We start from the raw sequence: 21,815 nt of genomic DNA, 5'->3' as shown, positions 1-21,815 counted from the left end.
GAAACTAACTATGACACTTAAAGGAACTAAAACAGCTAACAACTTAATGCATGCATTTGCGGGAGAAAGCCAAGCACGTAATCGCTATACTTACTATGCTTCAATCGCTAAAAAAGAAGGATTTGTACAAATTCAAAATATTTTCTTAGAAACAGCAAATCAAGAAAAAGAACATGCCAAAAGATTAATGAAATTAATGAATAAAGATTTAGCTGGAGAAACATTATATACTGATGGAAACTTCCCAGTATTATTAGGAACTACTGCTGAAAACTTAAAAGCAGCTGCTGCAGGAGAAAACGAAGAATATACAGATATGTATCCAAGTTTTGCTAAAACAGCTCGTGAAGAAGGATTTGAAGATATTGCTACAGTTTTAGACAGCATTGCAATTGCTGAAAAACATCATGAAGAAAGATATTTAAAATTATTAGCAGCTTTAGAAGCTGGTAATACATTTAAAAGAGAAACACCAGTTGTATGGAAATGTAATAACTGTGGATTTATTTTCGAAGGTTTAGAAGCACCAGAAAGATGTCCAGCTTGTGATCATCCTCAAGCTCACTTTGAAGTAAATACTTTCTTTTTAGGATAATTATTTAAAGCCCTTACTAGAGGGCTTTTTATTATTAATATTAAAAAACTGCTTTGAATAGTTTCTTTTGTACAGTCTAACTGCTATCTATATAAATCAACTATTTTAGTGATTAAAATATAATTGAAAACTAAATTTGATGATAGCAATTAATTCTTTTATATTTTTCATTCTTGCCACCTCCTACACTTATATAATAATCTATTTTAATAGTACAAACCATCGAACTTCATGACAATATTCTTACAATTTTGTAATATTTAATTTTATGATATAATGACTAGCGAGGTGCGACAATGAAACTAATTATCTTATGGCTCATTAATACAATTTTTGTTTTACCCTTAAAAATAATTACTATACTTTTTAAACTAATATATAAAATAATTAAAAATATTTACTTTAATAATTTAGATTTAGAATATATCAATACAATGGATGGTCATGATTTTGAGTATTTCACCAAAACATTATTAGAAAAAAACGGCTTTAAACAAGTGAATGTCAGCCAAAGCAGTAGCGATTACGGAATTGATGTCTTTGCATATAAAAACAAATATACATATGCTATACAATGTAAACGTTACAGCAAAACAGTAGGAATCAAAGCAGTTCAGGAAGCAAAAAGCGGTTGTGAATACTATCAGTGCGATATTCCAGTAGTCTTCACTAACAATACTTTTAGCAGTGCTGCAATTAATCTCGCTAAAAATACAAATGTTGAGTTATGGGATCAAGATACTCTTTATCACTATTTAAAAAAATCTAAGATTTTAACTAAATCATTACCACTTTATTATCCTCTGTTTACCTTCATTACTACCGCCATTTTATCTTATTACTATTTACAGCATCAAGACTATTTACTGATTCCTTTATTGATAAGTATGTTTTTGTTTATCAGTATCATTGTTAAAATTTTGAAAGATAAAAAAAAGACTCCTATTATTTTAAAAGAGCCTGAATATACGATTCATGATTATCACGATACTATTCAATAGTATCGTTTATTATTTGCTTTTGCTTATGATAATAATAAAATAAACATAACCCTGCTAGAGTAATTACAATTATAACAATCATAATAAAACAATGCATAAAAAAGGTTTCTGGTAAAATATTGATTACCGGATCATTACGATAATCAAATACCCAATAATTGTTTCTAAATACAATTTGATGAAAAGTTATAAAAGCACTTTCAAAATCTAATGCTACAACAAAACCCAACATTGCTGGTACAATAATAGTAATCAGCCCAGTAAGCTTTAAAAAACGATATTCTTTTTCTTTAAATCGTCTAATTACTAACGGTAATGAGATCAACCCACTAACTACCATAATTACCTGGATTGCCTCAAAAATTGTTTTTACTTCTTCAAAATGAATCCTACCGTTTGTTGACATTACAAAATCTGGCAGATTCAACGTTCCCCGATAAAAGATCGACTGATATGCAATTAAAACATCGTAATTCTTTTTTATTGTTTCAACTGACATTCCACTCGTTAAATCAATTCCTAAATAATTAATATCTAAATAATACAGCTGTTTAAAAAAGACAGTGAATACTATTGCTAATGAAATAATAAATAACATTAACATCGTTGCTAAAAAAATGTCTTTTTTATTATAACTCATATAAGAAATCTTCCCCTTTTTGAACTTCAACTTTTGAAAGATTTGGATAACTTTGTTGTCTTAAAACCTCGTAAATACAAATAGCAGCACAATTTGATAGATTCAAACTTCTAACTTTATCACTCATCGGGATTCTTAAACAACGATCTAAATGCTTGGTTAAAATTTCTTTAGGTATTCCATCATGTTCATGACCAAAAAATAAATAATGTTCTTTTTTATCATCGCTAAAGTCTTGATCAGTGTAACAAAGATGTGAATAACGCGTAAAAAAATGATATTCTCCAGGATTTTTTTGTTCAAACTCTTCATAGTTTTCATAAACATACAAATTTAGATCTTTAACATAATCTAATCCCGCACGTTTCATTTTTTTATCATCTAATTCAAAACTCATTGGTTTAATAATGTGTAAACTAGTGTTAGTAGCGACACACGTTCTCATAATATTCCCTGTATTTTGGGGAATGGCTGGATGAACTAATACGATATGATTCATTTATAATATCTCCTTTAAAATCGTATATAATTTTTTTAAAGCTTTAGCTCGATGTGAGTATTTATTTTTTTCCTCCATTGACATCATTGCCGAAGTCATCTGACATGGCGGAAAATAGAAAATTGGATCGTATCCAAACCCATTAGCTCCTTCAATTTTATCATTGATCAAGCCTTCCATCGTTTCTTCAATTAAAATTGGTTCTTGACCAGGTATAACTAAAGCCATCGCACAAACAAAGCGAGCAGTACGCTCTTTATCTTTAAGCGCATCAATTATGTATTGATTTTTAATATTATAACTAGTATCTGCACCTAAAAAACGTGCTGAATAAATTCCTGGTTGTTTGTCTAAAGCATCAACTTCTAGACCACTATCGTCGGCTAAGACCGGCTTGTTAACAATATTTGCAATTGTTTGAGCTTTAATCAGTGCATTCTCTTTAAATGTTGTTCCTGTTTCTTCAATTTCCAATTCTTGCTCTAAAACATCTTTCATCGATAATACTTCAATATCAATATCTTTAAGCATTGCTTTAATTTCTTTGATTTTTCCTTGATTAGTTGAAGCAACAATTATTTCTTTCATTATTTTACCTCGATTCCTAGTACTTTTTTTACTTCATTAATTGGCATTTCTTGACCTGTCCATATTTTAAATGATTCAACTCCTTGATAAAGCAGCATCAATTCACCATTCATCGTTGCACAACCCGCTTCTTTTGCTAATCGCAGCATTTTTGTAACTGCAGGCTGATAAATAATATCAGCTACTTTTAAATCTGGTTTAAAATAAGAAGCATCTGGTACTACTGATCGTTCTAACATCGGTTCCATACCGACACCAGTAGTATTGATAAAAAGATAACTGCTGTGCATATCTTTTTTCAAACTTTCTAAATCACTTAAAGATTTTAAGGTAATCGTACAACCTGTTTCAATAATTGTATTATTGATTATCTCCTGAAACTCTGTACGCATAGTTCGGTTATAAACGATTATTTCTTTTACCCCATCTAAAGCAAGCTGTACCATAATTGCAGTTGACGCACCGCCGGCTCCGACCATAGTTATCTTTTTGTCTTTAATCAACCATCCTTGCTCTTCAAGACTTCTAGTAAAGCCAATTCCATCGGTAATCGTACCATAATATTTTCCATCTTTAAAAGTAATTGTGTTCACTGCATTACATAATCTTGAAGCTGTTGATATTTCATCAAGGTACGGAATAATATTTTGTTTATGAGGCATTGAAACATTAGCTCCTCTAACTTTCATCGCCTTAAACCCAGCAATCGTATCTTTTAATTCCTCACTCTTTATATCAAATGCTAAATAAACACTATCAAGGCCTAATTGTTCAAAGGCTGTATTATGCATCGCTGGTGATTTAGAATGATGTGCAGGACTAGCGATAAAAGCATATAAACTTGTTGTTGCACTAATTTGTGATTTCATGATCTCCCTCCATTTTTTAAAAGTATTATAGCATGGATGACAGAAAGTTTGCAGTTTTTGAAAAAAATATATATTATTTTTATAATAGCCTATAATGGAGATATAGATACGGAGGACTATGAAATGATAAAAAAATTAATTGTTAATGCTGACGATTTTGGTATGACCGAAGGAAATTCAATTGGTATTTTAATGGCACATGCTGATGGAATTCTTACATCAACTACATGTATGATGAATATGCCATTTGCTAAATTTGCTTTAGATCAAGCTAAAAATTATCCAGATTTAGGTGTTGGGATCCACTTAGTCTTAACAGTTGGGAGACCATTAGTAGATGGTGCTAAAAGTTATACTGATAAAGATGGTAACTTTATTCGTCCAAAAGACTATCCAGATCATCAACCCCATGCTGATCCTGAAGAATTATACACAGAGTGGAAAGCTCAAATAGAGAAATTCATTGAAATAGCTGGTAAAAAACCAACTCATATTGACTCTCATCACCATGTTCATCTATTACCGCAACATCAAGAAGTGGTAATTAAATTAGCAAGAGAATATGATCTACCGATCAGACAACGGGACCAAATCATTGATAATTATGAATATGTACGTTGTAATGATCAAATGTATGATGATTTGATCACTTATGATTTTATGTCTAATTCAATGAAAGTTGATGAAGAAACTTTAGAATATATGTGTCATCCTGCATATGTTGATCAACGTTTATACGATATGACTAGTTATTGCTTACCACGAATGAAAGAATTGGCATTATTACGTAGTGAAGAAATGAAAAACTTTATTAAGGATAATAACATTCAATTAATTAACTATAGTGATTTAAAAAAGATATAAATGGATTTAAAAATAAAAATTAATTATTATATAAAAGGCTGTAAAACAGTCTTTTATTTTTTATATAGATTAAAAGGATCTCCATTTTGGAAATCCTCTTTTAATAATTAACAAAAAAAGATAAATTATTATTCATTTTACAAATAGTATTGTTGATAATAATGTACTCTTAATAAATCACAAATAGTCATAATTTGATAATTAAAATTGATTCCATCAAATTTTCCCGGTACTTGAATTACATAATCAGAAATCTTATATTCATCTAAAGCATATGTTTTATTTTGAGTAATTAAAATAGATGTTGTTAAATCAACCCGTAATTCTTTTTTTATTTCAACAAATGAATTCATTGACCTACCTGTTGCAGACACAAAAATAGTAACATCATTTTCATCAAGCTGGATATCTTTATCAAAATTATGATACTGAATTACTGGTTTCCCAAAACTAACTAAGTCAGTTTGAAATTCTACTGCAATAGACATCGGATATAAAGCTCCTATTAAAACAACACGCTTAGCTTTAAAGATAGCTTCACAAATAGTCGAGATATATTCACTCATTACTTCATTCGAACAAGATTTTTCCATTTCATCAATCAGCTGCTCACTATTAACCCCAAGCATTCGAGCCCGAATCTGATCTAAACGAATCATATGTGATCTCAACAGTTCGGCTTTAAATGTATCATAATCATCAAAACCAAGCAAAGCACAAAACCTTAAAATATCCTCTTTACTGATTTGACTTTTTTCACTAACTTCATTGAAAGATAAATCCTCTAATTCTAAGTAATGATAAACAATGAATTTACAAAAACGATAATGTGAATCATAAAGCAATGTCCCATTTAAATACGTTAATATTCTACTTATTAATAAATTCATAAAATACCTCCCTTGATTTAATTCTACTCTTATTAATTTTAAAATTAGAGTTTTTTCTATTCCTGAATAGCCAATTCACTTTTTTTAATTACAAATACTTCTTGAGTATTTAAACATAAACAATTTAGCTGCCCTTTATCAAATGGTCCTAAACCGCCATCAATCCCGATCTTATCTTTAAAAACCGGATCATACCAAACATCAAAACAGCCACTTGCCTGATGAATATAACAAGTTGGCGTATGACCAAAAATAATAATCTTATTATCCAAACCTTTTGACATAAAGAAATACTCGCGCATCCATGCACATTCTTCTTCAGTTTGTTCATATAACCCCTTTTCAGGATTGATTCCTGCATGAATCAATACATAATCTTGACCATTACAATTCAGTTCAATAAATGAAGGACAACGGTCAATGTAATCAATCATCATCTTATAAAACGCCGCTTTAATTACTTTATAATCACAGTCATTAAATGCTTTTTTATGTAAATATTCATGGTAGCTGTGAAATGTTTTATTTCCACCATTTTGAGCCCACATCCGGCCTTGTGATGAAGCAGGGTCATCAACTTTAAAAGCATCACGCATCATAATCTCGTGATTTCCCTTAATTAAATGAATGTTATCAAATTTTTGAATATATAAATAAATTTTTAAGCTATCTGGACCTCGATCACAACAATCCCCTAAAATATATAGAACATCATCATCAGAAAAATTAATTTTTTCCAACATTTTGATAAAAATATTGTAGTGGCCATGAAGGTCAGAAAGTACATATATATTTTTAGGCATTACTATCACCCTTTCTTATTTAAGTTTATCATTAAACAAACATTTTTTAAACAGATATGCTAAAAGTAATCAGTAATTTTTTGATTTAATAAGGCTTTTTCACAAAATAAAAACAGCAATTTATTTCCTTAAAATTGCTGCTTAATTACTATAATATTGCAAATCCGCAACATTAAAAATATTATATTGATCAAAATATTTATTCTCTAAAGGAATCCAGATTTTCTTAAATTTCTCATACATCATCTCACCATTACGCATTAAAATACGCTTAGCTTGAATATCATCAGATACATTCAAAGCAATCGTGAAATCATAAAACATTCCAAAATACGGATGCATACTGTAAGTTCCCTCAATAACATTAAAGCGAGAATATGGAATTAATTCTACATGAGCTTCTAAAGCCATCTTTGAACAATCAAAACGCTGATATTTAACGCTTTCCTGATGTTGCAAAGGAACAATTACTGTTTCTTTAAAACGTTCATAATCAATATTTCCACCCGGTTCATTTAAACGAGCAGCAGTTCGTTGAAAAGGCTGTAAGAAAAAATCATCCATTTTAAAAAGATTTGTTTCAAAAATTGCCTTAATCATTTCACCAAGGGTCGACTTCCCTGCACCACATTTTCCATCAATAGCAATATTTAAACGATCGGTTGTTTGCAATAATTGATTAATTTTTAAAATTACGGGAAAATAGCTATAAATCTGTTTATTAATAACTCGATAATGTGGCTGATATAGTTCCCGATATGTTGATGAATGACTAATAGGAGGATAATTAAGTTTCTCGTAATTTTCGATTTCTAAACAAATTTGCCTATAATCAAAACTAATTGTCCCTCTTTGACAAGCACTCTTTAATTGCTCTAACTTATTAATGAAGGAAATAATACTCCCGTTCATTAGTTTAGCAGAATATACAAATAATTGATTTAATGTAAGCAGTTCTAATTCACCAGCATTTCCTAAGTAAACACGAACCAAATCATTTCCTATGTCTTCTTCAATAAAACTATTATTTTTTAACTGCTTTGCCTCATCTTTTAAACGCTTTAAACTAGTCTCAGGATCATCAATCATATGACCACCACCAAATTCATTTTGATAAATCAATTTAATAATATCCTGAGCCTTCATTTGGGGATATTTCTCTAGCTGAGTTGTAACGAGTGCACTAATCATTATTATATTTAATTAAATGCGCATTTTCTAATGCCATAATTAATATTGGAATCACGATCAGCTGTAATATGATTCCAGGAATTGCATTGGTAAAAGCTCCAGCTATAAAGATTGCAAATCCAAATGGCTGTCCTGCCATTCCATATAATATTGCACTAATAATTCCCCAGATTACTCTTCCACCAATCATCGCTATTCCTAAAGCAATATAAGTATTGAGCGGCTTTTTAGCTAAACGATTATAAAATAACCCTGTTAAAGCTCCATAAGCAGCTAATTCAAAAGCCATAGCTAATGCAGTTGGATACATTGGCGGCATTGTAAATAACATACTTCTAAGCAATGATAAGATAAAACCAACAATTAATCCTAACGGCCACCCGCAAACAAACCCACAAATCAATACTGGGATATGCATTGGTAACAACATATTGCCGATACTTGGTATCTGCATCGTAAAAAACGGTAAAACAATTCCTACTGCCAAGAAAAAACCAGCTAAAACGATATTTCTAACACTTAAATTTTTCATTTTTCCCTCCTTATAAAACATGAAAAAAGCCATAAAAATACCTGTTTTTCAAAACAGTCTACTACCTTCATGGCATAATGTTATCTTCTTGACAACGTCTATTCTTGCTTTAATCATGTATAAAAATTTTATCGATAAACCACAGTTTTGTCAACATCAATAATCAAGTTCAATCGCTTAGGCAATAATTTTTTTTAAAATAAAAGAGTTATTGATGACTGTCAGTAGAAATTGTGTATGTATGCACCACAAAATAATCTTAAATTAACTATTTTCCTATATTCAGGTAAAATAAAGGTTACCAAAAATTTAATCCTTTAATTGGACTAGCTTCACCAAAATAATTAATTTCCTATCAATATCAAGCTAGTATTATTGAAGAAGATGAGCGTTTTATCTCTATAGGCACATTTTAAAAGAGCAATTAACTATACTGATACTTAAAAATAATCATCAAAACATACAATTTCTACCAATCAATTAACACCTCTATGTTATCGTACTTTTATCAACAAAGATGATTATGATGTTATTCTTAGTATTAATAAAGCTGATCGATTAGGTATTTTTGATATTGATATAATTTATTCCCGAACAAAAATTTAAAACCGTAATAAATGCAAATAAAAAAATCTATTAATAATGAATCATAAATTCATTATCATAGATTTTTATTTATTTGGCTTAATCATTAGATATAGTGGTAATCCTAACAAAACTCCACCACCAATCATATTACCAAAAGTTACTACGATCATATGTATAGCAATCAAACCAAAGTTAGCACCACTTCCTAAAGCCCCTATCGTTAAAGTGAAAGAACCCATATTAGCAATACTATGTTCGAATCCAGGTAAAACAAATGCCATAACCACAATCATCATAATAATTGTTTTGGCCGTATCGTCCTGCATCTTCATCCCTACGTAAGCACCTACACAAACGATAAAGTTACATAAAACTGCTTTGACTAATAATTCAATGATATCAAAACTTAATTTTGTATTTGCACAACTAACAACATATTCCGAAAGCAGTTCATGATTACTACCACTAATAAAAAATAAATAACAAACTAGTGCAATTCCTACAAAATTCCCAAAATAACAAACTATCCACATGGGAATTATCTGACGAAACTTCAATTTCTTACCATAAACAGGAATCATTGTTGTAAAACAATTTCCTGTAAATAACTCTGATCCTAAAATTACAATAATTACTAATCCGATTCCAAATGAACCTGCTACAGCAATTTTTGAAGCAATTAAATTATCTTTAAATAGCAATGTTCCTAATGTTGTTGATAAGATCGTCGCTAATCCTAAATATAATCCCGCAACTACTGAACGAGCAAAGAAGCGCCCAATATCATCACGACACATTTCATATTTTTTTATCCCTAAATCTGATAACATTTCAAAACTCATATTGAAACCCTCCAAACCTGTTTCATTATAAACCATTATTCTTCCAAGTTCAACAAATTACTTGTCTGGTGCTATGTTGTAAAAAATATAGCTCTTATACCGGATTCTAGATATTCTTTTCCAAAAAATGAAAAAGCGCTTACTTAAAAAATTTCAGTGATAAAATCGAAGCATCAAAAAATATTTGGAGGGTCATACATGTTCAAAAAGGGAAGTTATATCTACTACGCCTTAGGAAATGGGATGTTCTATTTTTCATGGGCAATGTTTTCTTGTATCATTTCTGTCTATCTTGCTGGAATAAACTGCTCGGCTACTGAAATTTCATTAATCACTTCGGCTGCGGCTTTGTTTGCAATGGCGACTCAACCAATTACAGGTTTTCTAGCTGATAAATTTAAAAGTCCAAAACTAGTCGCAATTATAACTGGTGCATTAACAATTATTTTTGGTTTACTATTTGCTTCAACAAAGTCTTTTATCTTTTTATTTTTATTGAACGGCTTCACTCAAGGTTGTTTAAACGGAATTACCGCCTTAACAGATCGTTTAGCTACTGCCTCACCATATCCATTTGGAGCAATCAGAGTTTGGGGATCTATTCTTTATGCTATTGCTGCTCAGGTAAGCGGTATTGTTTATGACTATATTTCACCAACTGCAAACTTCTATATTTTTGCAGCTGGTCTATTGCTCATGTTGTTTTCTTTTTATATGATGCACGATGCTAAACCGCTTATCGTTGGTAAAGCAGCCAAGGTAACAACTAAAGAAGTTTTAAAACATTTATGGCACAACAAACCTTTTAAAATTTTTATGTTAATCTATATTCTTTTTCAAGGCCCAAGTTCTGCCCAAATGGTTTACCTCCCATTAGTAATCAAAGGTTTAGGAGGGACTACTACGATTGTAGGAACGACTCTGTTATTTAGTACCTTATCAGAGATCCCTGCTGTCTTATTTTCAGATCGTTATATGAAAAAGATTTCATATAAAGCTTTAATGATATTTGCCTGTGTTTTATCTATCATTCGCTTTGTCTGGTATTCAACTTGTCCAGCACCATATTTGATTATGTCTGTTTTCTTTTTTCAAGGTCTAACAACAATTGTTTTTATTCTTGTTGCTGTAAGAATTATATTAGATTTAGTTGATGAACAATATGTCAATAGTGCCTATGGTATTTCATCGATGTTAGCCAAAGGCTTTTCAGCTTTGATTTTTCAAATTATTGGAGGTCGAGTTTTAGATATTTTCCCAGGAAATAATGGCTATACCATTATGTATCTAATTTTTGCTTCTTCAATTACAATTGCTTTGATCTTATGTTTTAAATTCAAGTTTACTAAAAAAGTTGAATAATCTAATCATGAAATGCAATAATTATTAATATTATAAATATGGTGGGAAATTTTGACAATCATAAAAAAGTAGATGAACAAAATCGCAAAATCGTTTTACAATTAGAAGCTGCCACTTCTTTATATCAAATGCGCGGCTTCCAATTCACCGACGAACTTGATTTAAAAAATGAAAAGGTCATGGTTTTAAAAAAGTAATCTAGTCAATAATTAGATTACTTTTTTCAGCTTGTTTAGAAACATTTATCAGTGTACAATATAGTCATTGGAGGAGATATAATGAAAGATGGATACATCCGTGTCGCTGCTGGTTCTTTTGAAACTAGTATTGCTAACGTAAAAAATAATAGTGAAAATATTTGTAACTTAATTAATGAAGCTTATCATAATGATGCTAGAGTTTTAGTTCTACCCGAGCTTTGTTTAACCGGATATACTTGTGAAGATCTTTTCAATCAAGATCGCTTATTAAATGAGGCTAAACAGCAACTGCAAACAATTATCACTGCAACAAATAATAAAGATTTAATCACCATTGTCGGTCTACCTTATCAACATTTAAATAGTCTTTATAATGTAGCTGCAGTAATTCATCAAGGGGCGCTGCTTGCCTTAGTCCCTAAAACACATATTCCTAATTATCAGGAATTTTATGAAGCCCGTCGTTTTGAACAAGCCCCAAAAGAAAATACATTGACAAACTTTAATGGTCAAAAGATACCTTTTGGAACTCACTATGTTTTTGCTTCAACAACTAATTCAGATTTTAAATTTGGAGTTGAAATTTGTGAAGATCTTTGGTTACCAGATGCCCCAAGTACTAAACTGGCTTTAAATGGTGCTAATTTAATTTTAAATCCTTCTGCCAGCAATGAAATTACAACAAAAAGCGATTATCGTCGTTTACTAGTAAGTTCTCAATCAGCTCGTTTAGTTTGTGGCTATGTTTATTGTAATGCCGGTAATGGCGAAAGTACCACAGATGTTGTTTTTAGTGGGCATCACATTATTAGTGAAAATGGAACAATGATCAAAGAGAGCCGAGGTTTTGACAGTGAACTGATCTATGGTGATCTCGATTTAAAGAAATTATCAAGTGAACGTCGAAAAATGACAACTTTTAAATCATATCATAATTATGAAACTATTTATTTTGATTCAACAAATATCGATTTAAATACCACATATTATTATGATCCCCACCCATTTGTCCCTAGTAATCGAGACTTACGGGCTAAACGCTGTAAAGAGGTATTTGATATCCAAACAAGAGGTTTAATGCAGCGCTTAAAAGCCACCGGAATCAAAAAAGTCGTTATTGGTATTTCGGGGGGGTTAGATTCTACCTTAGCCTTATTAGTATGTACGATGGCCTTCAAAAAACTAAATTATGATACAAAGGATATTATTGCAATTACAATGCCTTGTTTTGGAACTACTTCAAGGACTAAAAACAATGCCTTAGGATTAATGGAAGAATTAGCTGTAACAAGTATTGAAGTTGATATTACAGAATCTGTCCGTATTCAATTTAGAGATATTGAACAAGATGAAAATATTCATGATGTTACTTATGAAAATGTTCAAGCAAGAACAAGAACAGAAATTCTCATGAATAAAGCTAATCAAGTTGGTGGTCTTGTGATTGGAACTGGAGATTTATCAGAAGTTGCTTTAGGCTGGTCAACATACAATGGCGATCATATGTCAATGTATGCAGTAAATGTCTCTGTTCCTAAAACCTTAGTTCGTTATTTAGTTGATTACGTAGCTAGTTTGTATCATGGAGAAAAATTAGAAACAATCTTAAAAGATATACTAGATACACCTGTTTCACCAGAGTTATTACCTCAAGAAAATGATCAGATCGTTCAAAAAACTGAAGATATCGTAGGTCCATATGAGCTGCATGATTTCTTTATTTATCATATGGTCCGTTTTGGTGATGAACCACGTAAACTATATCGTAAAACTAAACTAGCTTTTAAAGATAAATACGACAAAGAAACTATTAAGAAATGGCTAACTAAATTTTATTGGCGTTTCTTTAGCCAACAATTTAAACGTAGCTGTATCCCAGATGGTCCTAAAGTTGGAAGTGTCTCTCTCTCTCCTCGTGGTGACTGGCGAATGCCAAGTGATGCAAACGTAAGTAACTGGATCGATGAAATCGAAAAAATATAACAAAAAGGTTTTGTATTTAAAATCAATACAAAACCTTTTTTATTAATACATTTGATTTGGCATCATTGGAGCCTCTGGTGTTTCAGACTTAATTTCTGCAACACCAGCTTCAGTTGTAATAAATAAAGCTGAGATACTTGCAGCATTTAATAATGCACTACGAGTAACTTTAGTCGGATCAATAATTCCTTTATCAAACATATCAACCCATTCACCATTTTTGGCATCAAATCCTTGATTTTTAGCTGCAGATTTTTGCATATCAACAATATCTTCGCTGTTATATCCAGCATTTTCAGCAATTTGACAAATTGGTGATAATAATGCTTCCATCACGATATTAATACCTTTTTGAACATCAACATTATCATTTTTAAGCACTGGTTTTAATTCTTTATAAGCTTCAACTAATGCTGCTCCACCACCAATTACAATACCTTCTGCAACTGCTGCTTTAGTAGCATTTAAAGCATCTTCAATACGTAATTTCTTTTCTTTTAATTCACTTTCAGTAGTCGCTCCAACTTTAATTGTTGCAACCCCATTTGTTAACTTACCAAGGCGTTCTTGGAATTGTTTTTTATCATAATCACTAGTACTGCTAGCAACTCTTGTTTTTATTTCTTCAATTCGTGCCTTTAACTCAGGATTTTCTTCATTACCACTGATCATAGTAGTATTATCTTTAGTCACAATAACTTTTTTAATAGTACCAAGTTCTTCTAATTGAAGTTCTTCCAACTTCATATTTAAGTCTTTATTATAAAGTTTTGCACCTGTTAATGCAGCAATATCTTGCAGCATTTCTTTTTGATTATCACCAAAACCAGGAGCCTTAGTTGCAACAACATTGAAAGTACCACGTAATTTATTTAAAACTAAAGTTGAAATTACTTCATTTTCATAATCTTCAGCAATCAATAATAATGGTTTGTTTGTCTTTAAAACTTGTTCAAGTACTGGTAAAATTTCTTGTAAATTATTAATTTTATGATTAGTTACTAAAACATATGGATTTTCTAATTCGACTTGCATTTTTTCACGATCAGAAACCATGTATGGCGAAACATATCCTTTATCATACTGCATTCCTTCACTGATTTCTAATTCATTATCAAATCCATTACTTTCATCAACATTAATAATCCCATCACGACCAACCTTATCCATCGCTTCAGCAATTAAATCTCCAATTTCTTTACTACCAGCCGAAATCGTTGCAACACTAGCAACATCTCCACTAGTTTCAACTTTACGTGAATTCTTCAAAATAGTTTTTGCTACCTCTTTGCTCGCATATTCAATACCTTCACGCATTAGAACAGGATTACATCCTTTATCAACGGCTTTCATCCCGCTATTGATCATATTACGAGCAAGAATAGTTGCTGTTGTTGTTCCATCACCAGCAACATCATTAGTATTATTAGCTACTTCATATACTAATTTTGCTCCCATATTTTCAAATTTATCTTCTAATTCAATTTCTTTAGCAATACTAACACCATCATTAGTAATCAATGGTGAACCATAACTTTTTTCTAACACAACATTTCGCCCCTTAGGACCTAACGTAATACATACAGCGTCTGCAAGAGTATTTACTCCTTTTAACATTGACTTGCGGGCGTCACTTGAAAATCTAACTTCTTTTGCCATTTCTAATTACCTCCTAAGCAATATAAGCTAAAATATCTTTTTCTTCGATGACAATATAATCTACTTCGTCAATTTTAATATTAGTTCCTGAATATTCTTTGTAAACAACTTTACTATTTTCTTTAATTTCGGATTTACAATCAGGACCTAAAGCAACAACTGTTGCTACACTGGGAATCTTTTTTGTTTCGGTTGTTAAAATAATTCCGCTAGATGTTTTATTTTCTACTTCATCTTTTTTCAAAATAACATTATCATGTAATGGCTTAATCATTTTAATCACTCCTTTTTAGCACTAGCCATTCCTAAGTGCTAAAATTATTATATCCTTTTCTAGCACTTTGTCAATACAAGTGCTAATTTTTTACAAAAAAAGATTCTTCAAAAAAGAAGAACCTAGTCATATAACCAGTTAGCTTTATAATAATATATGCCTAATACAAGCGAACTAAAAATCCAAGAAACTGGCCAGCCTAAATTTACAAAAACAATGTTATGGAAAATGTTAGTTGTTACTGTAACCCAGATTACTCTAAAAATACACCAGCACCCAATTAGAACAAACATTGGAATATTGGTTCTTCCAACACCCCGTAAAACACCACAAATACATTGGGATAGAGTTAAAAATAAATAGCCTGGAGCAATACATAACATCATCGTTCGTCCATATTCAATTACTTGGGAATTTGATGAAAAAATTCTTAATAAATACGGGGTTGTAAAAACAATAATGATTGTCAGTGTCAAAATGATCCCACAGCTGATCAAAGTTCCAATACGTGCCCCTTTTTTTATTCTTTCATATTCTTGTGCACCCTTATTTTGTCCAACAAAAGTTGTTAATGCCATTGCAAAACTTAAAACCGGTAAGATAGCAAATCCATCGATTTTAGTATATGAACCTGTTCCAGCCATCGCATAAGCACCAAACACATTAATATTTGACTGCATAATAATATTTGAAAAAGAAACTACCGCATTTTGCATTGCACTAGGCATTCCAATCTTAGCTGTCTTTTTTAAAATATCGGGATAAAAATGAATCTGCTGCAATTCTAGTTTATACATTTCTTTAGATCTCACTAAAATATAAATTGATAATAATGCGCTAGTGATCTGAGCAATCGTAGTAGCAATCGCCACCCCAGCAATTCCCATCTTAAAAATTACAACAAATACCAAATCTAAAATAATATTTACAATCGATGAAACAACTAAAAAATATAATGGATATTTAGAATCACCAACCGCTCTTAAGATTCCACTAATCATGTTATAAATAATTAAACCAATTACTCCTAAAAAATAAATCCGTAAATAAATAATGCTCTGCCCAATTACGGATGAATCAACTCTTACCCATTTTAAGATTATTGGGGTGAAAATCACTCCGACTATTGTTGTGATAAGACTTGAAACAAGCGCTAAAGCCATTGCTGTATGAACACCTTCTTTAACTCCCTGACAATCTTGAGCTCCAAAATAATTAGAAATTAAAACACCGGCACCTAATGATAACCCCATAAAAAAACTAACCAGCATATCAATAATTGGTCCACTGGAATTTACTGCTGCTAAAGCTTGATCACCAATAAAATTACCTACAACGATACTATCGACTGTATTATACAGCTGTTGAAATAAATTTCCAACCAATAATGGTATCGCAAACACGATCAGCTGTTTTGCAATATTGCCATGTGTCATTAAACCATTTTTCCCTTCCATTATTTTCCCTCCAAATATCTACAGTATACTCCAGTACACTAATGATTAAAATAGCTAACTAAAAAACTGATCACCAAATGATGATCAGTTTTTAACCAATAATACTTTTCTATTATTTTTTATAAACCATGATCGGATCGTTAGCCGCTTTAACCTCTTTATTTGTTAAGAACTGCTCCGGTTGAAAATCACCAGGATTAGTTACAACAACCATTGTAAGAGTATCCATCTCTTTTGATTTCAAAAATGCTTCATCGAATTTTATTAATGGATCACCCGGCTCTACTTTAGCTTCAACTTCTGTTAAAACTTCAAATCCTTCCCCTTCTAACGAAACTGTATCCATCCCCACATGGATCAATATTTCTAGACCATCCTCACTCAACAGACCAACTGCATGTCCAGAATTAGGCATTAACATTTTAACTGTCCCCTTAAACGGCGCTACAACTGTATCTGTAGTAGGCTTGATGGCAATTCCTTCCCCCATCATTTTTTCTGAAAAGACAGGATCTGGCACTTCTTCAATTGAAAGTGTCGTCCCGGTTAGTGGTGCTAATACTTCTACTGATTTACTTTTTTTCTTAAACAAATTTAACATTCCTGATTCCTCCTAGAATAGTATTCCTAATCTAATTTTAACAAATAAAACTAATCCGTACAACATACCAAGCGGAATCAATCCCACTAACATCGCTTTAGTACTATTATTTATAGTGAATTTTTTTATTGCAAACATTCCTTTACCATACTCTTGGAAAGTACCATAAATGATGAGAAAACTACAAATCATATTAAATGAACTAACTTGATAGACAATTAAGATCCATAACGGAATTAACAATCCATCACGTTTTTTTCGATCTTTAAGATCTTGACAGATATTGCGCATTGCAAGATAACAAAATGGCATTGCTAGAACGAGTAATAATTGTCCCACAATCAAAGGTTCATTAAACATCTTTTCAATATCCCCTTGGGCCATAAATAAATACAAGAATCCAAGAATCAAGATAGGAATACCCACAAATAGATATTTTACAATATCCAAGGCACTCATTCCTTTAAAAAATTTAAATATTGATTGTAGTTTTCCGTACACCATTTTCACTTCCTCCTATTATTTTAATTCTGGCCAATATCCTTTATTTGCTTCAATTAAATCATCTAAAATTTCTTTTGCTACCTTAGCACTTGGTACTGTTTTTGATAATGTTAAAGCTTGCCACATTTTTTGATAACTTCCTTCGATCCAAGCTTCAACACATAATTTTTCAACTGATACTTGTTGTTCCATCAAACCTTTTTGGAATTGTGGAATTTCTCCCATTTTTAATGGTTCAGCACCTTCATTACCAACGATACATGGAATTTCAACCATTGCTGTTGGGTCAAAGTTAATTATTGCACCATCGTTAGGAACAATCAACAACATTCTTTCTTTTGTATTAAAAGCAATTGCACAAGCTAAATCGACGATATAAGCAGCATGTGTATCCGTACTAAATCCACAATCTTTAGCAGTTTGTTTCGCTACAATATCAGCAGCTGCCCCAAATACTCTTTTTTCTCGTCCATCCATAACTTCATTAGCACGTGTATATTCTTTATTTGAATGTTCAACTACATAATCTGGATATAAATAATATTTTAAATAAGTATTTGGTAATGTATCAGGATCAACCGCATATACATCTTTAACTTTAGTATAAGTATCAATCCAAGATTGATCGCGATGTTGAAAATCTTCAGTATCAACAGCATAACCAAATTGACGACAATGTTCTTTAATTTTTGGCATTAAATCATTACCTTCTTTATCAGTAATTGATGTCCACCAGCCAAAGTGATTTAAACCATAATATCTTACAATCATATCTTTACGTGATTCTAAGCCTAAAATAGTAGCAAAATTTCTTTCAATTCCAATTGGCATATCACAAATATTAATAATTTTAGAATTTGGTCGTAATCTTCTAGTTGCTTCAGCTACGATAGCAGCTGGATTTGAATAATTCAACATCCAGGCATTAGGAGAATACTTTTCCATATAATCCAAAATTTCTAAAACACCACCAATTGAACGCATTCCATATGCTAAACCACCAGGTCCACATGTTTCTTGACCAACAACACCATGTTTTAATGGGATTTTTTCATCTAGTTCACGCATTGCGTATAAACCAACACGAATATGTGCCATACAAAAATCAATATCCGTAAATGCCGTTTCTGGATCAGTTGTCCAAGAAAAGGCAACTTCTGGATATCTTTCTTTCATTAAAATTCCTAATGCTTCAGCTAATTTATTTTGTCGCTCTGCATTATTATCATATAATTTAATTTGACGAATTGGAAAACGTTCTTGATTTTCCATAAGCATTAGAACAATTCCTGGGGTGAAAGTACTTCCACCGCCAGCAATACAAATAGATGATTGTTTTTTCATTCTTCTTCTCCCCTTTTTATAATAACTTTTCAAATTCTTCTCTTACATAAGGTACTGTTAATCCAACGATAACCTGGAACGCTTTACCTTTAGCAACTAAACCATGAGCACCAGCCTTTTTAAAGACTCCAACCGGTTGTACTAATGTTTCATCTTTAACTGATACTCTTAAGCGAGTTGCACAGTTTGTAACTGATTCTATATTATCTTTACCACCTAATGCCGCTAAGAAAGCTGCTGCTTTACCAGCATCGCCACCTTTAACTTCAATATTTCCAGTTGGATCATTGCTTGTATCCTCTTTAGAAGCTTTATATTCAGCTTTTGAAACCAACTTAACTTCTTCATCATCGTCTTCACGACCAGGTGTTTTAAAATCAAATTTTTCAATGATAAATTTAAATACAATAAACCAAATTCCTGAGAAAACTAGACCAATTACAACTGATAATAAATATTGTTGCCAATGTGCTGATCCAAGTGGAATCCAGTTCAAGGCCGCATTAGAAATAATTCCACTTCCAAAGTCACCACTAATTCCAATTAAATATTGTGCTGTTGCTAATGATGCTGCCAAAACAGAATGCACTGCAAACATTACCGGCGCAATAAACAAGAATGTAAATTCAATTGGTTCTGTAATCCCTGCAAACATTGCTGTTAAAGTAACCGGAATCATTAATCCTAATACTTCTTTTTTCTTGTTTTCTTTTGCTGTTGCATAGAATGCCGCACTAATACCTAGTGGAGCGAACATTTTAGAGAAACCATATAATGCATAACCACCAGCTGGGAACAATGTTCTTAATGAAGCTGTTGATTTAGCGATTTCTGGCATTGCTGCTACCCAAGCAGTTTTGATTCCGCCTTCAATTGCAACTGAATCATACATAAACGGCATATAAATAAAATGGTGTAATCCTGTTGGAATCAGAATTCTTTCTAAGAAAGTATACACCCATACCCCTAAGGCGCCACTGCTAATAATAAATGTTTGAACACCAGCAATTCCATGTTGAACTTGTGGCCAAATAAAGAAGAAAATAACTGCTAATCCAATCATTACGGGAAAACCAATCATCGCCACAAACGAAGAACCTCTAAATACTCCTAACCATTCAGGCAGTTTTGTATCGAAATAACGGTTATGCAACCATACTGCAACACCAGCAACAATCAATGCACCAACCATTCCAGTATCTAACGTTTTAATACTTGCTACACTAGCAAGACCTGTACCACTACCAGCTTCAATTGCGTAATCAATTCCTACAAATGAACCCCAATTGCTTAATAGTGCTGCTAATGCATAATTAAAAGTACAATATAAAACAAATGATTCCATACATGCTCTAGCATTTTGTTTTTTAGCTAGACCAATTGGTAACGAAATAACAAATAATAAGTTGACTTGTCTAAAGATTGTCCATGCTGCTTCTTTTACAACATACCATACTTTAAACCAAGTAGTGTCTGATGCTGCAATACTTCCCATGATGACATCACTTTGGAATACTGTACAAACACCGATGACAATTCCTGAAAAAGCAAATAACAAGACTGGTGTAAACATCGCCCCACCAAATCTTTGAATTTTTTGCATCATATTCTAAACTCTCCTCACTTTTCTAATGTATAGGTCCCTATATGCCTATCTTAACAATAATTAAAAGCGCTTACAATATTTTGAAGGCTGTTTGTACCGATGTTAAGATAATAGCCCATTATCACATTTTAACGTGAAATTTCACAAATAAAAAAGAAGCAAGATTATAAAAATCTTGCTTAATGATCAATTATGATTTTTCTGCCTAATAAACCCGGATAATCCCCTGAGGCAATCTTTTCTAGGTTATCCTGATGAGCAATAAACCATTTATTTTTCTTCTTTAAAATCTTTTTACGCTTTTCTAAAATATCGCCAGTTCCTTTTAATAATAAACAAATAGTTATAAAGCCTTCTTTACTAACCGCTATAGGAGTGTAATGTAAAGTAGCACTATAACATTCAACGATCGTACCTTTCGGAACATAGAAAAGTTCACATTTAGAACTATTATATGTGTCATCTTGCATATCCCATATATGCCCAACTACTAAAATATAATCAGTGACTGCAATAATTGTTTCACTTCCTTGATGATATTCAATTCCACTTAATTCAACATTATCACCGGCGACAATACCTGCAATTATTTCTAAATAACCATAAACACGATGTGACAGCTCAATAATCGAAGACAATTGTTCTACTTCTAAAACGCTAGGAAGATAAAAGTTATCTTGTTTAGCTGCCTGAACAAAGTCTATACAAAATTCAATTGCTTCATCAATATTATTATCAATAACCTTACCATAAGTTCTAAAAGCTTCGTCAGTAATACTTTTGATTGTATATTCAGGATTTAAAGTTTGAATTATTTCTAATGACATCTTACTTACATTGCCTCACTTCAATATCTTTGAGCATATCAATTCTAACTTGATGACGCCCACCTTCATACTCACCAGTTAACCAGGCATCAACAA

23 protein-coding genes are annotated in these 21,815 nt (G+C 31.6%); 6 read left to right on the top strand and 17 right to left on the bottom strand.

Features of this window, described 5'->3' with window-relative positions:
• Positions 1–10: 10 nt before the first annotated feature.
• Together rbr and KTF99_RS08445 are read left to right on the top strand one after the other, a co-directional pair.
• Positions 11–595, top strand: a complete 585-nt coding sequence (gene rbr / locus KTF99_RS08450) for a rubrerythrin (protein WP_003536067.1) — start codon at positions 11–13, stop codon at positions 593–595.
• A gap of 296 nt (positions 596–891) precedes the next feature.
• A complete protein-coding gene (locus KTF99_RS08445; protein WP_029480734.1) occupies positions 892–1,596 on the top strand; it encodes a restriction endonuclease in 705 nt (234 codons plus the stop codon).
• Here KTF99_RS08445 and KTF99_RS08440 read toward each other — a convergent pair.
• The 4 genes from KTF99_RS08440 to aroE are packed head-to-tail and all read right to left on the bottom strand — an operon-like array spanning position 1,586 to position 4,192.
• Positions 1,586–2,236, bottom strand: a complete 651-nt coding sequence (locus KTF99_RS08440; protein WP_029480736.1) for a TIGR01906 family membrane protein — start codon at positions 2,234–2,236, stop codon at positions 1,586–1,588. The two genes, KTF99_RS08445 and KTF99_RS08440, sit on opposite strands and share 11 nt — an antisense overlap.
• Positions 2,226–2,735 (bottom strand): tRNA (cytidine(34)-2'-O)-methyltransferase, encoded by a 510-nt coding sequence (locus KTF99_RS08435; protein WP_003536064.1) that lies wholly within the window; start codon positions 2,733–2,735, stop codon positions 2,226–2,228. The genes KTF99_RS08440 and KTF99_RS08435 overlap by 11 nt, the downstream gene beginning before the upstream one ends.
• The gene (rdgB, locus tag KTF99_RS08430) at positions 2,736–3,323 is read right to left on the bottom strand and encodes an RdgB/HAM1 family non-canonical purine NTP pyrophosphatase (RefSeq protein WP_008791273.1); all 588 of its coding nucleotides are present in this window, start codon (positions 3,321–3,323) and stop codon (positions 2,736–2,738) included. It lies immediately after the preceding gene.
• A complete protein-coding gene (gene aroE / locus KTF99_RS08425) occupies positions 3,323–4,192 on the bottom strand; it encodes a shikimate dehydrogenase (protein ID WP_003536062.1) in 870 nt (289 codons plus the stop codon). Before aroE ends, rdgB begins: the two co-directional genes overlap by 1 nt.
• Before the next feature lie 123 nt (positions 4,193–4,315).
• Here aroE and chbG point away from each other — a divergent pair, with 123 nt between their 5' ends.
• Positions 4,316–5,056, top strand: a complete 741-nt coding sequence (gene chbG / locus KTF99_RS08420; RefSeq protein WP_008791272.1) for a chitin disaccharide deacetylase — start codon at positions 4,316–4,318, stop codon at positions 5,054–5,056.
• Positions 5,057–5,193: 137 nt separating this feature from the next.
• Here the strand turns inward: chbG and KTF99_RS08415 are convergent, their stop codons facing one another.
• From KTF99_RS08415 to KTF99_RS08395, 5 genes are all read right to left on the bottom strand, one after another.
• Positions 5,194–5,946, bottom strand: a complete 753-nt coding sequence (locus tag KTF99_RS08415) for a MurR/RpiR family transcriptional regulator (RefSeq protein ID WP_003536060.1) — start codon at positions 5,944–5,946, stop codon at positions 5,194–5,196.
• A 56-nt stretch (positions 5,947–6,002) separates the two neighbouring features.
• On the bottom strand, positions 6,003–6,749 hold the full coding sequence (locus KTF99_RS08410) for a metallophosphoesterase (protein WP_008791271.1): 747 nt from the start codon (positions 6,747–6,749) through the stop codon (positions 6,003–6,005).
• Between the two features lie 141 nt (positions 6,750–6,890).
• A complete protein-coding gene (locus KTF99_RS08405) occupies positions 6,891–7,940 on the bottom strand; it encodes a hypothetical protein (RefSeq protein ID WP_009299968.1) in 1,050 nt (349 codons plus the stop codon).
• Positions 7,933–8,472, bottom strand: a complete 540-nt coding sequence (locus KTF99_RS08400) for an ECF transporter S component (RefSeq protein ID WP_254210116.1) — start codon at positions 8,470–8,472, stop codon at positions 7,933–7,935. The genes KTF99_RS08405 and KTF99_RS08400 overlap by 8 nt, the downstream gene beginning before the upstream one ends.
• 671 nt (positions 8,473–9,143) lie before the next feature.
• Positions 9,144–9,902 carry a formate/nitrite transporter family protein gene (locus tag KTF99_RS08395; protein ID WP_008791268.1) on the bottom strand — a complete coding sequence of 253 codons (759 nt, stop codon included), beginning with the start codon at positions 9,900–9,902 and terminating at the stop codon, positions 9,144–9,146.
• Positions 9,903–10,100: 198 nt separating this feature from the next.
• Here KTF99_RS08395 and KTF99_RS08390 point away from each other — a divergent pair, with 198 nt between their 5' ends.
• The 3 genes from KTF99_RS08390 (at position 10,101) to KTF99_RS08380 (ending at position 13,447) form a co-directional block, all read left to right on the top strand.
• The gene (locus tag KTF99_RS08390) at positions 10,101–11,264 is read left to right on the top strand and encodes an MFS transporter (protein WP_008791267.1); all 1,164 of its coding nucleotides are present in this window, start codon (positions 10,101–10,103) and stop codon (positions 11,262–11,264) included.
• Between the two features lie 38 nt (positions 11,265–11,302).
• Positions 11,303–11,461, top strand: a complete 159-nt coding sequence (locus KTF99_RS08385) for a hypothetical protein (protein WP_217215517.1) — start codon at positions 11,303–11,305, stop codon at positions 11,459–11,461.
• Between the two features lie 81 nt (positions 11,462–11,542).
• Positions 11,543–13,447, top strand: a complete 1,905-nt coding sequence (locus tag KTF99_RS08380; RefSeq protein WP_020994236.1) for an NAD(+) synthase — start codon at positions 11,543–11,545, stop codon at positions 13,445–13,447.
• A 42-nt stretch (positions 13,448–13,489) separates the two neighbouring features.
• Here KTF99_RS08380 and groL read toward each other — a convergent pair whose 3' ends face one another.
• The 8 genes from groL to KTF99_RS08340 all read right to left on the bottom strand — a co-directional run bounded on the left by groL (position 13,490) and on the right by KTF99_RS08340 (position 21,719).
• Positions 13,490–15,106: a chaperonin GroEL gene (groL, locus tag KTF99_RS08375; RefSeq protein ID WP_003536029.1), complete on the bottom strand. Its 1,617-nt coding sequence runs from the start codon at positions 15,104–15,106 to the stop codon at positions 13,490–13,492.
• 13 nt (positions 15,107–15,119) lie between these two features.
• On the bottom strand, positions 15,120–15,380 hold the full coding sequence (locus tag KTF99_RS08370) for a GroES family chaperonin (protein ID WP_003536027.1): 261 nt from the start codon (positions 15,378–15,380) through the stop codon (positions 15,120–15,122).
• Positions 15,381–15,502: 122 nt separating this feature from the next.
• The gene (locus tag KTF99_RS08365; protein ID WP_003536025.1) at positions 15,503–16,837 is read right to left on the bottom strand and encodes an MATE family efflux transporter; all 1,335 of its coding nucleotides are present in this window, start codon (positions 16,835–16,837) and stop codon (positions 15,503–15,505) included.
• Between the two features lie 112 nt (positions 16,838–16,949).
• Positions 16,950–17,438 (bottom strand): PTS sugar transporter subunit IIA, encoded by a 489-nt coding sequence (locus KTF99_RS08360; protein ID WP_009009467.1) that lies wholly within the window; start codon positions 17,436–17,438, stop codon positions 16,950–16,952.
• A 12-nt stretch (positions 17,439–17,450) separates the two neighbouring features.
• On the bottom strand, positions 17,451–17,942 hold the full coding sequence (locus KTF99_RS08355; RefSeq protein ID WP_003536021.1) for a hypothetical protein: 492 nt from the start codon (positions 17,940–17,942) through the stop codon (positions 17,451–17,453).
• A gap of 15 nt (positions 17,943–17,957) precedes the next feature.
• Entirely contained in the window at positions 17,958–19,286 is a 1,329-nt protein-coding gene (locus tag KTF99_RS08350; RefSeq protein WP_008791263.1) for a 6-phospho-alpha-glucosidase, read from the bottom strand.
• A 16-nt stretch (positions 19,287–19,302) separates the two neighbouring features.
• Entirely contained in the window at positions 19,303–20,892 is a 1,590-nt protein-coding gene (locus KTF99_RS08345; protein ID WP_003536005.1) for an alpha-glucoside-specific PTS transporter subunit IIBC, read from the bottom strand.
• Positions 20,893–21,071: 179 nt separating this feature from the next.
• A complete protein-coding gene (locus KTF99_RS08340; protein WP_003536004.1) occupies positions 21,072–21,719 on the bottom strand; it encodes a DUF4867 family protein in 648 nt (215 codons plus the stop codon).
• Between the last annotated feature and the right edge of the window lie 96 nt (positions 21,720–21,815).

Origin of the sequence: Erysipelatoclostridium sp. MSK.7.34 (assembly GCF_019041935.1) — a bacterium.
Lineage (GTDB): Bacteria > Bacillota_I > Bacilli_A > Erysipelotrichales > Coprobacillaceae > Thomasclavelia > Thomasclavelia ramosa.
This window is presented reverse-complemented; position numbering and strand designations above follow the sequence as displayed.

What these genes read in the sequence shown, in the direction of transcription:
- rbr (WP_003536067.1), top strand. Translation starts at nt 11, where the DNA reads ATGACACTTAAAGGAACTAAAACAGCTAACAACTTAATGCATGCATTT.
- KTF99_RS08445 (WP_029480734.1), top strand. Translation starts at nt 892, where the DNA reads ATGAAACTAATTATCTTATGGCTCATTAATACAATTTTTGTTTTACCC.
- KTF99_RS08440 (WP_029480736.1), bottom strand. Translation starts at nt 2,236, where the DNA reads ATGAGTTATAATAAAAAAGACATTTTTTTAGCAACGATGTTAATGTTA.
- KTF99_RS08435 (WP_003536064.1), bottom strand. Translation starts at nt 2,735, where the DNA reads ATGAATCATATCGTATTAGTTCATCCAGCCATTCCCCAAAATACAGGG.
- rdgB (WP_008791273.1), bottom strand. Translation starts at nt 3,323, where the DNA reads ATGAAAGAAATAATTGTTGCTTCAACTAATCAAGGAAAAATCAAAGAA.
- aroE (WP_003536062.1), bottom strand. Translation starts at nt 4,192, where the DNA reads ATGAAATCACAAATTAGTGCAACAACAAGTTTATATGCTTTTATCGCT.
- chbG (WP_008791272.1), top strand. Translation starts at nt 4,316, where the DNA reads ATGATAAAAAAATTAATTGTTAATGCTGACGATTTTGGTATGACCGAA.
- KTF99_RS08415 (WP_003536060.1), bottom strand. Translation starts at nt 5,946, where the DNA reads ATGAATTTATTAATAAGTAGAATATTAACGTATTTAAATGGGACATTG.
- KTF99_RS08410 (WP_008791271.1), bottom strand. Translation starts at nt 6,749, where the DNA reads ATGCCTAAAAATATATATGTACTTTCTGACCTTCATGGCCACTACAAT.
- KTF99_RS08405 (WP_009299968.1), bottom strand. Translation starts at nt 7,940, where the DNA reads ATGATTAGTGCACTCGTTACAACTCAGCTAGAGAAATATCCCCAAATG.
- KTF99_RS08400 (WP_254210116.1), bottom strand. Translation starts at nt 8,472, where the DNA reads ATGAAAAATTTAAGTGTTAGAAATATCGTTTTAGCTGGTTTTTTCTTG.
- KTF99_RS08395 (WP_008791268.1), bottom strand. Translation starts at nt 9,902, where the DNA reads ATGAGTTTTGAAATGTTATCAGATTTAGGGATAAAAAAATATGAAATG.
- KTF99_RS08390 (WP_008791267.1), top strand. Translation starts at nt 10,101, where the DNA reads ATGTTCAAAAAGGGAAGTTATATCTACTACGCCTTAGGAAATGGGATG.
- KTF99_RS08385 (WP_217215517.1), top strand. Translation starts at nt 11,303, where the DNA reads ATGGTGGGAAATTTTGACAATCATAAAAAAGTAGATGAACAAAATCGC.
- KTF99_RS08380 (WP_020994236.1), top strand. Translation starts at nt 11,543, where the DNA reads ATGAAAGATGGATACATCCGTGTCGCTGCTGGTTCTTTTGAAACTAGT.
- groL (WP_003536029.1), bottom strand. Translation starts at nt 15,106, where the DNA reads ATGGCAAAAGAAGTTAGATTTTCAAGTGACGCCCGCAAGTCAATGTTA.
- KTF99_RS08370 (WP_003536027.1), bottom strand. Translation starts at nt 15,380, where the DNA reads ATGATTAAGCCATTACATGATAATGTTATTTTGAAAAAAGATGAAGTA.
- KTF99_RS08365 (WP_003536025.1), bottom strand. Translation starts at nt 16,837, where the DNA reads ATGGAAGGGAAAAATGGTTTAATGACACATGGCAATATTGCAAAACAG.
- KTF99_RS08360 (WP_009009467.1), bottom strand. Translation starts at nt 17,438, where the DNA reads ATGTTAAATTTGTTTAAGAAAAAAAGTAAATCAGTAGAAGTATTAGCA.
- KTF99_RS08355 (WP_003536021.1), bottom strand. Translation starts at nt 17,942, where the DNA reads ATGGTGTACGGAAAACTACAATCAATATTTAAATTTTTTAAAGGAATG.
- KTF99_RS08350 (WP_008791263.1), bottom strand. Translation starts at nt 19,286, where the DNA reads ATGAAAAAACAATCATCTATTTGTATTGCTGGCGGTGGAAGTACTTTC.
- KTF99_RS08345 (WP_003536005.1), bottom strand. Translation starts at nt 20,892, where the DNA reads ATGATGCAAAAAATTCAAAGATTTGGTGGGGCGATGTTTACACCAGTC.
- KTF99_RS08340 (WP_003536004.1), bottom strand. Translation starts at nt 21,719, where the DNA reads ATGTCATTAGAAATAATTCAAACTTTAAATCCTGAATATACAATCAAA.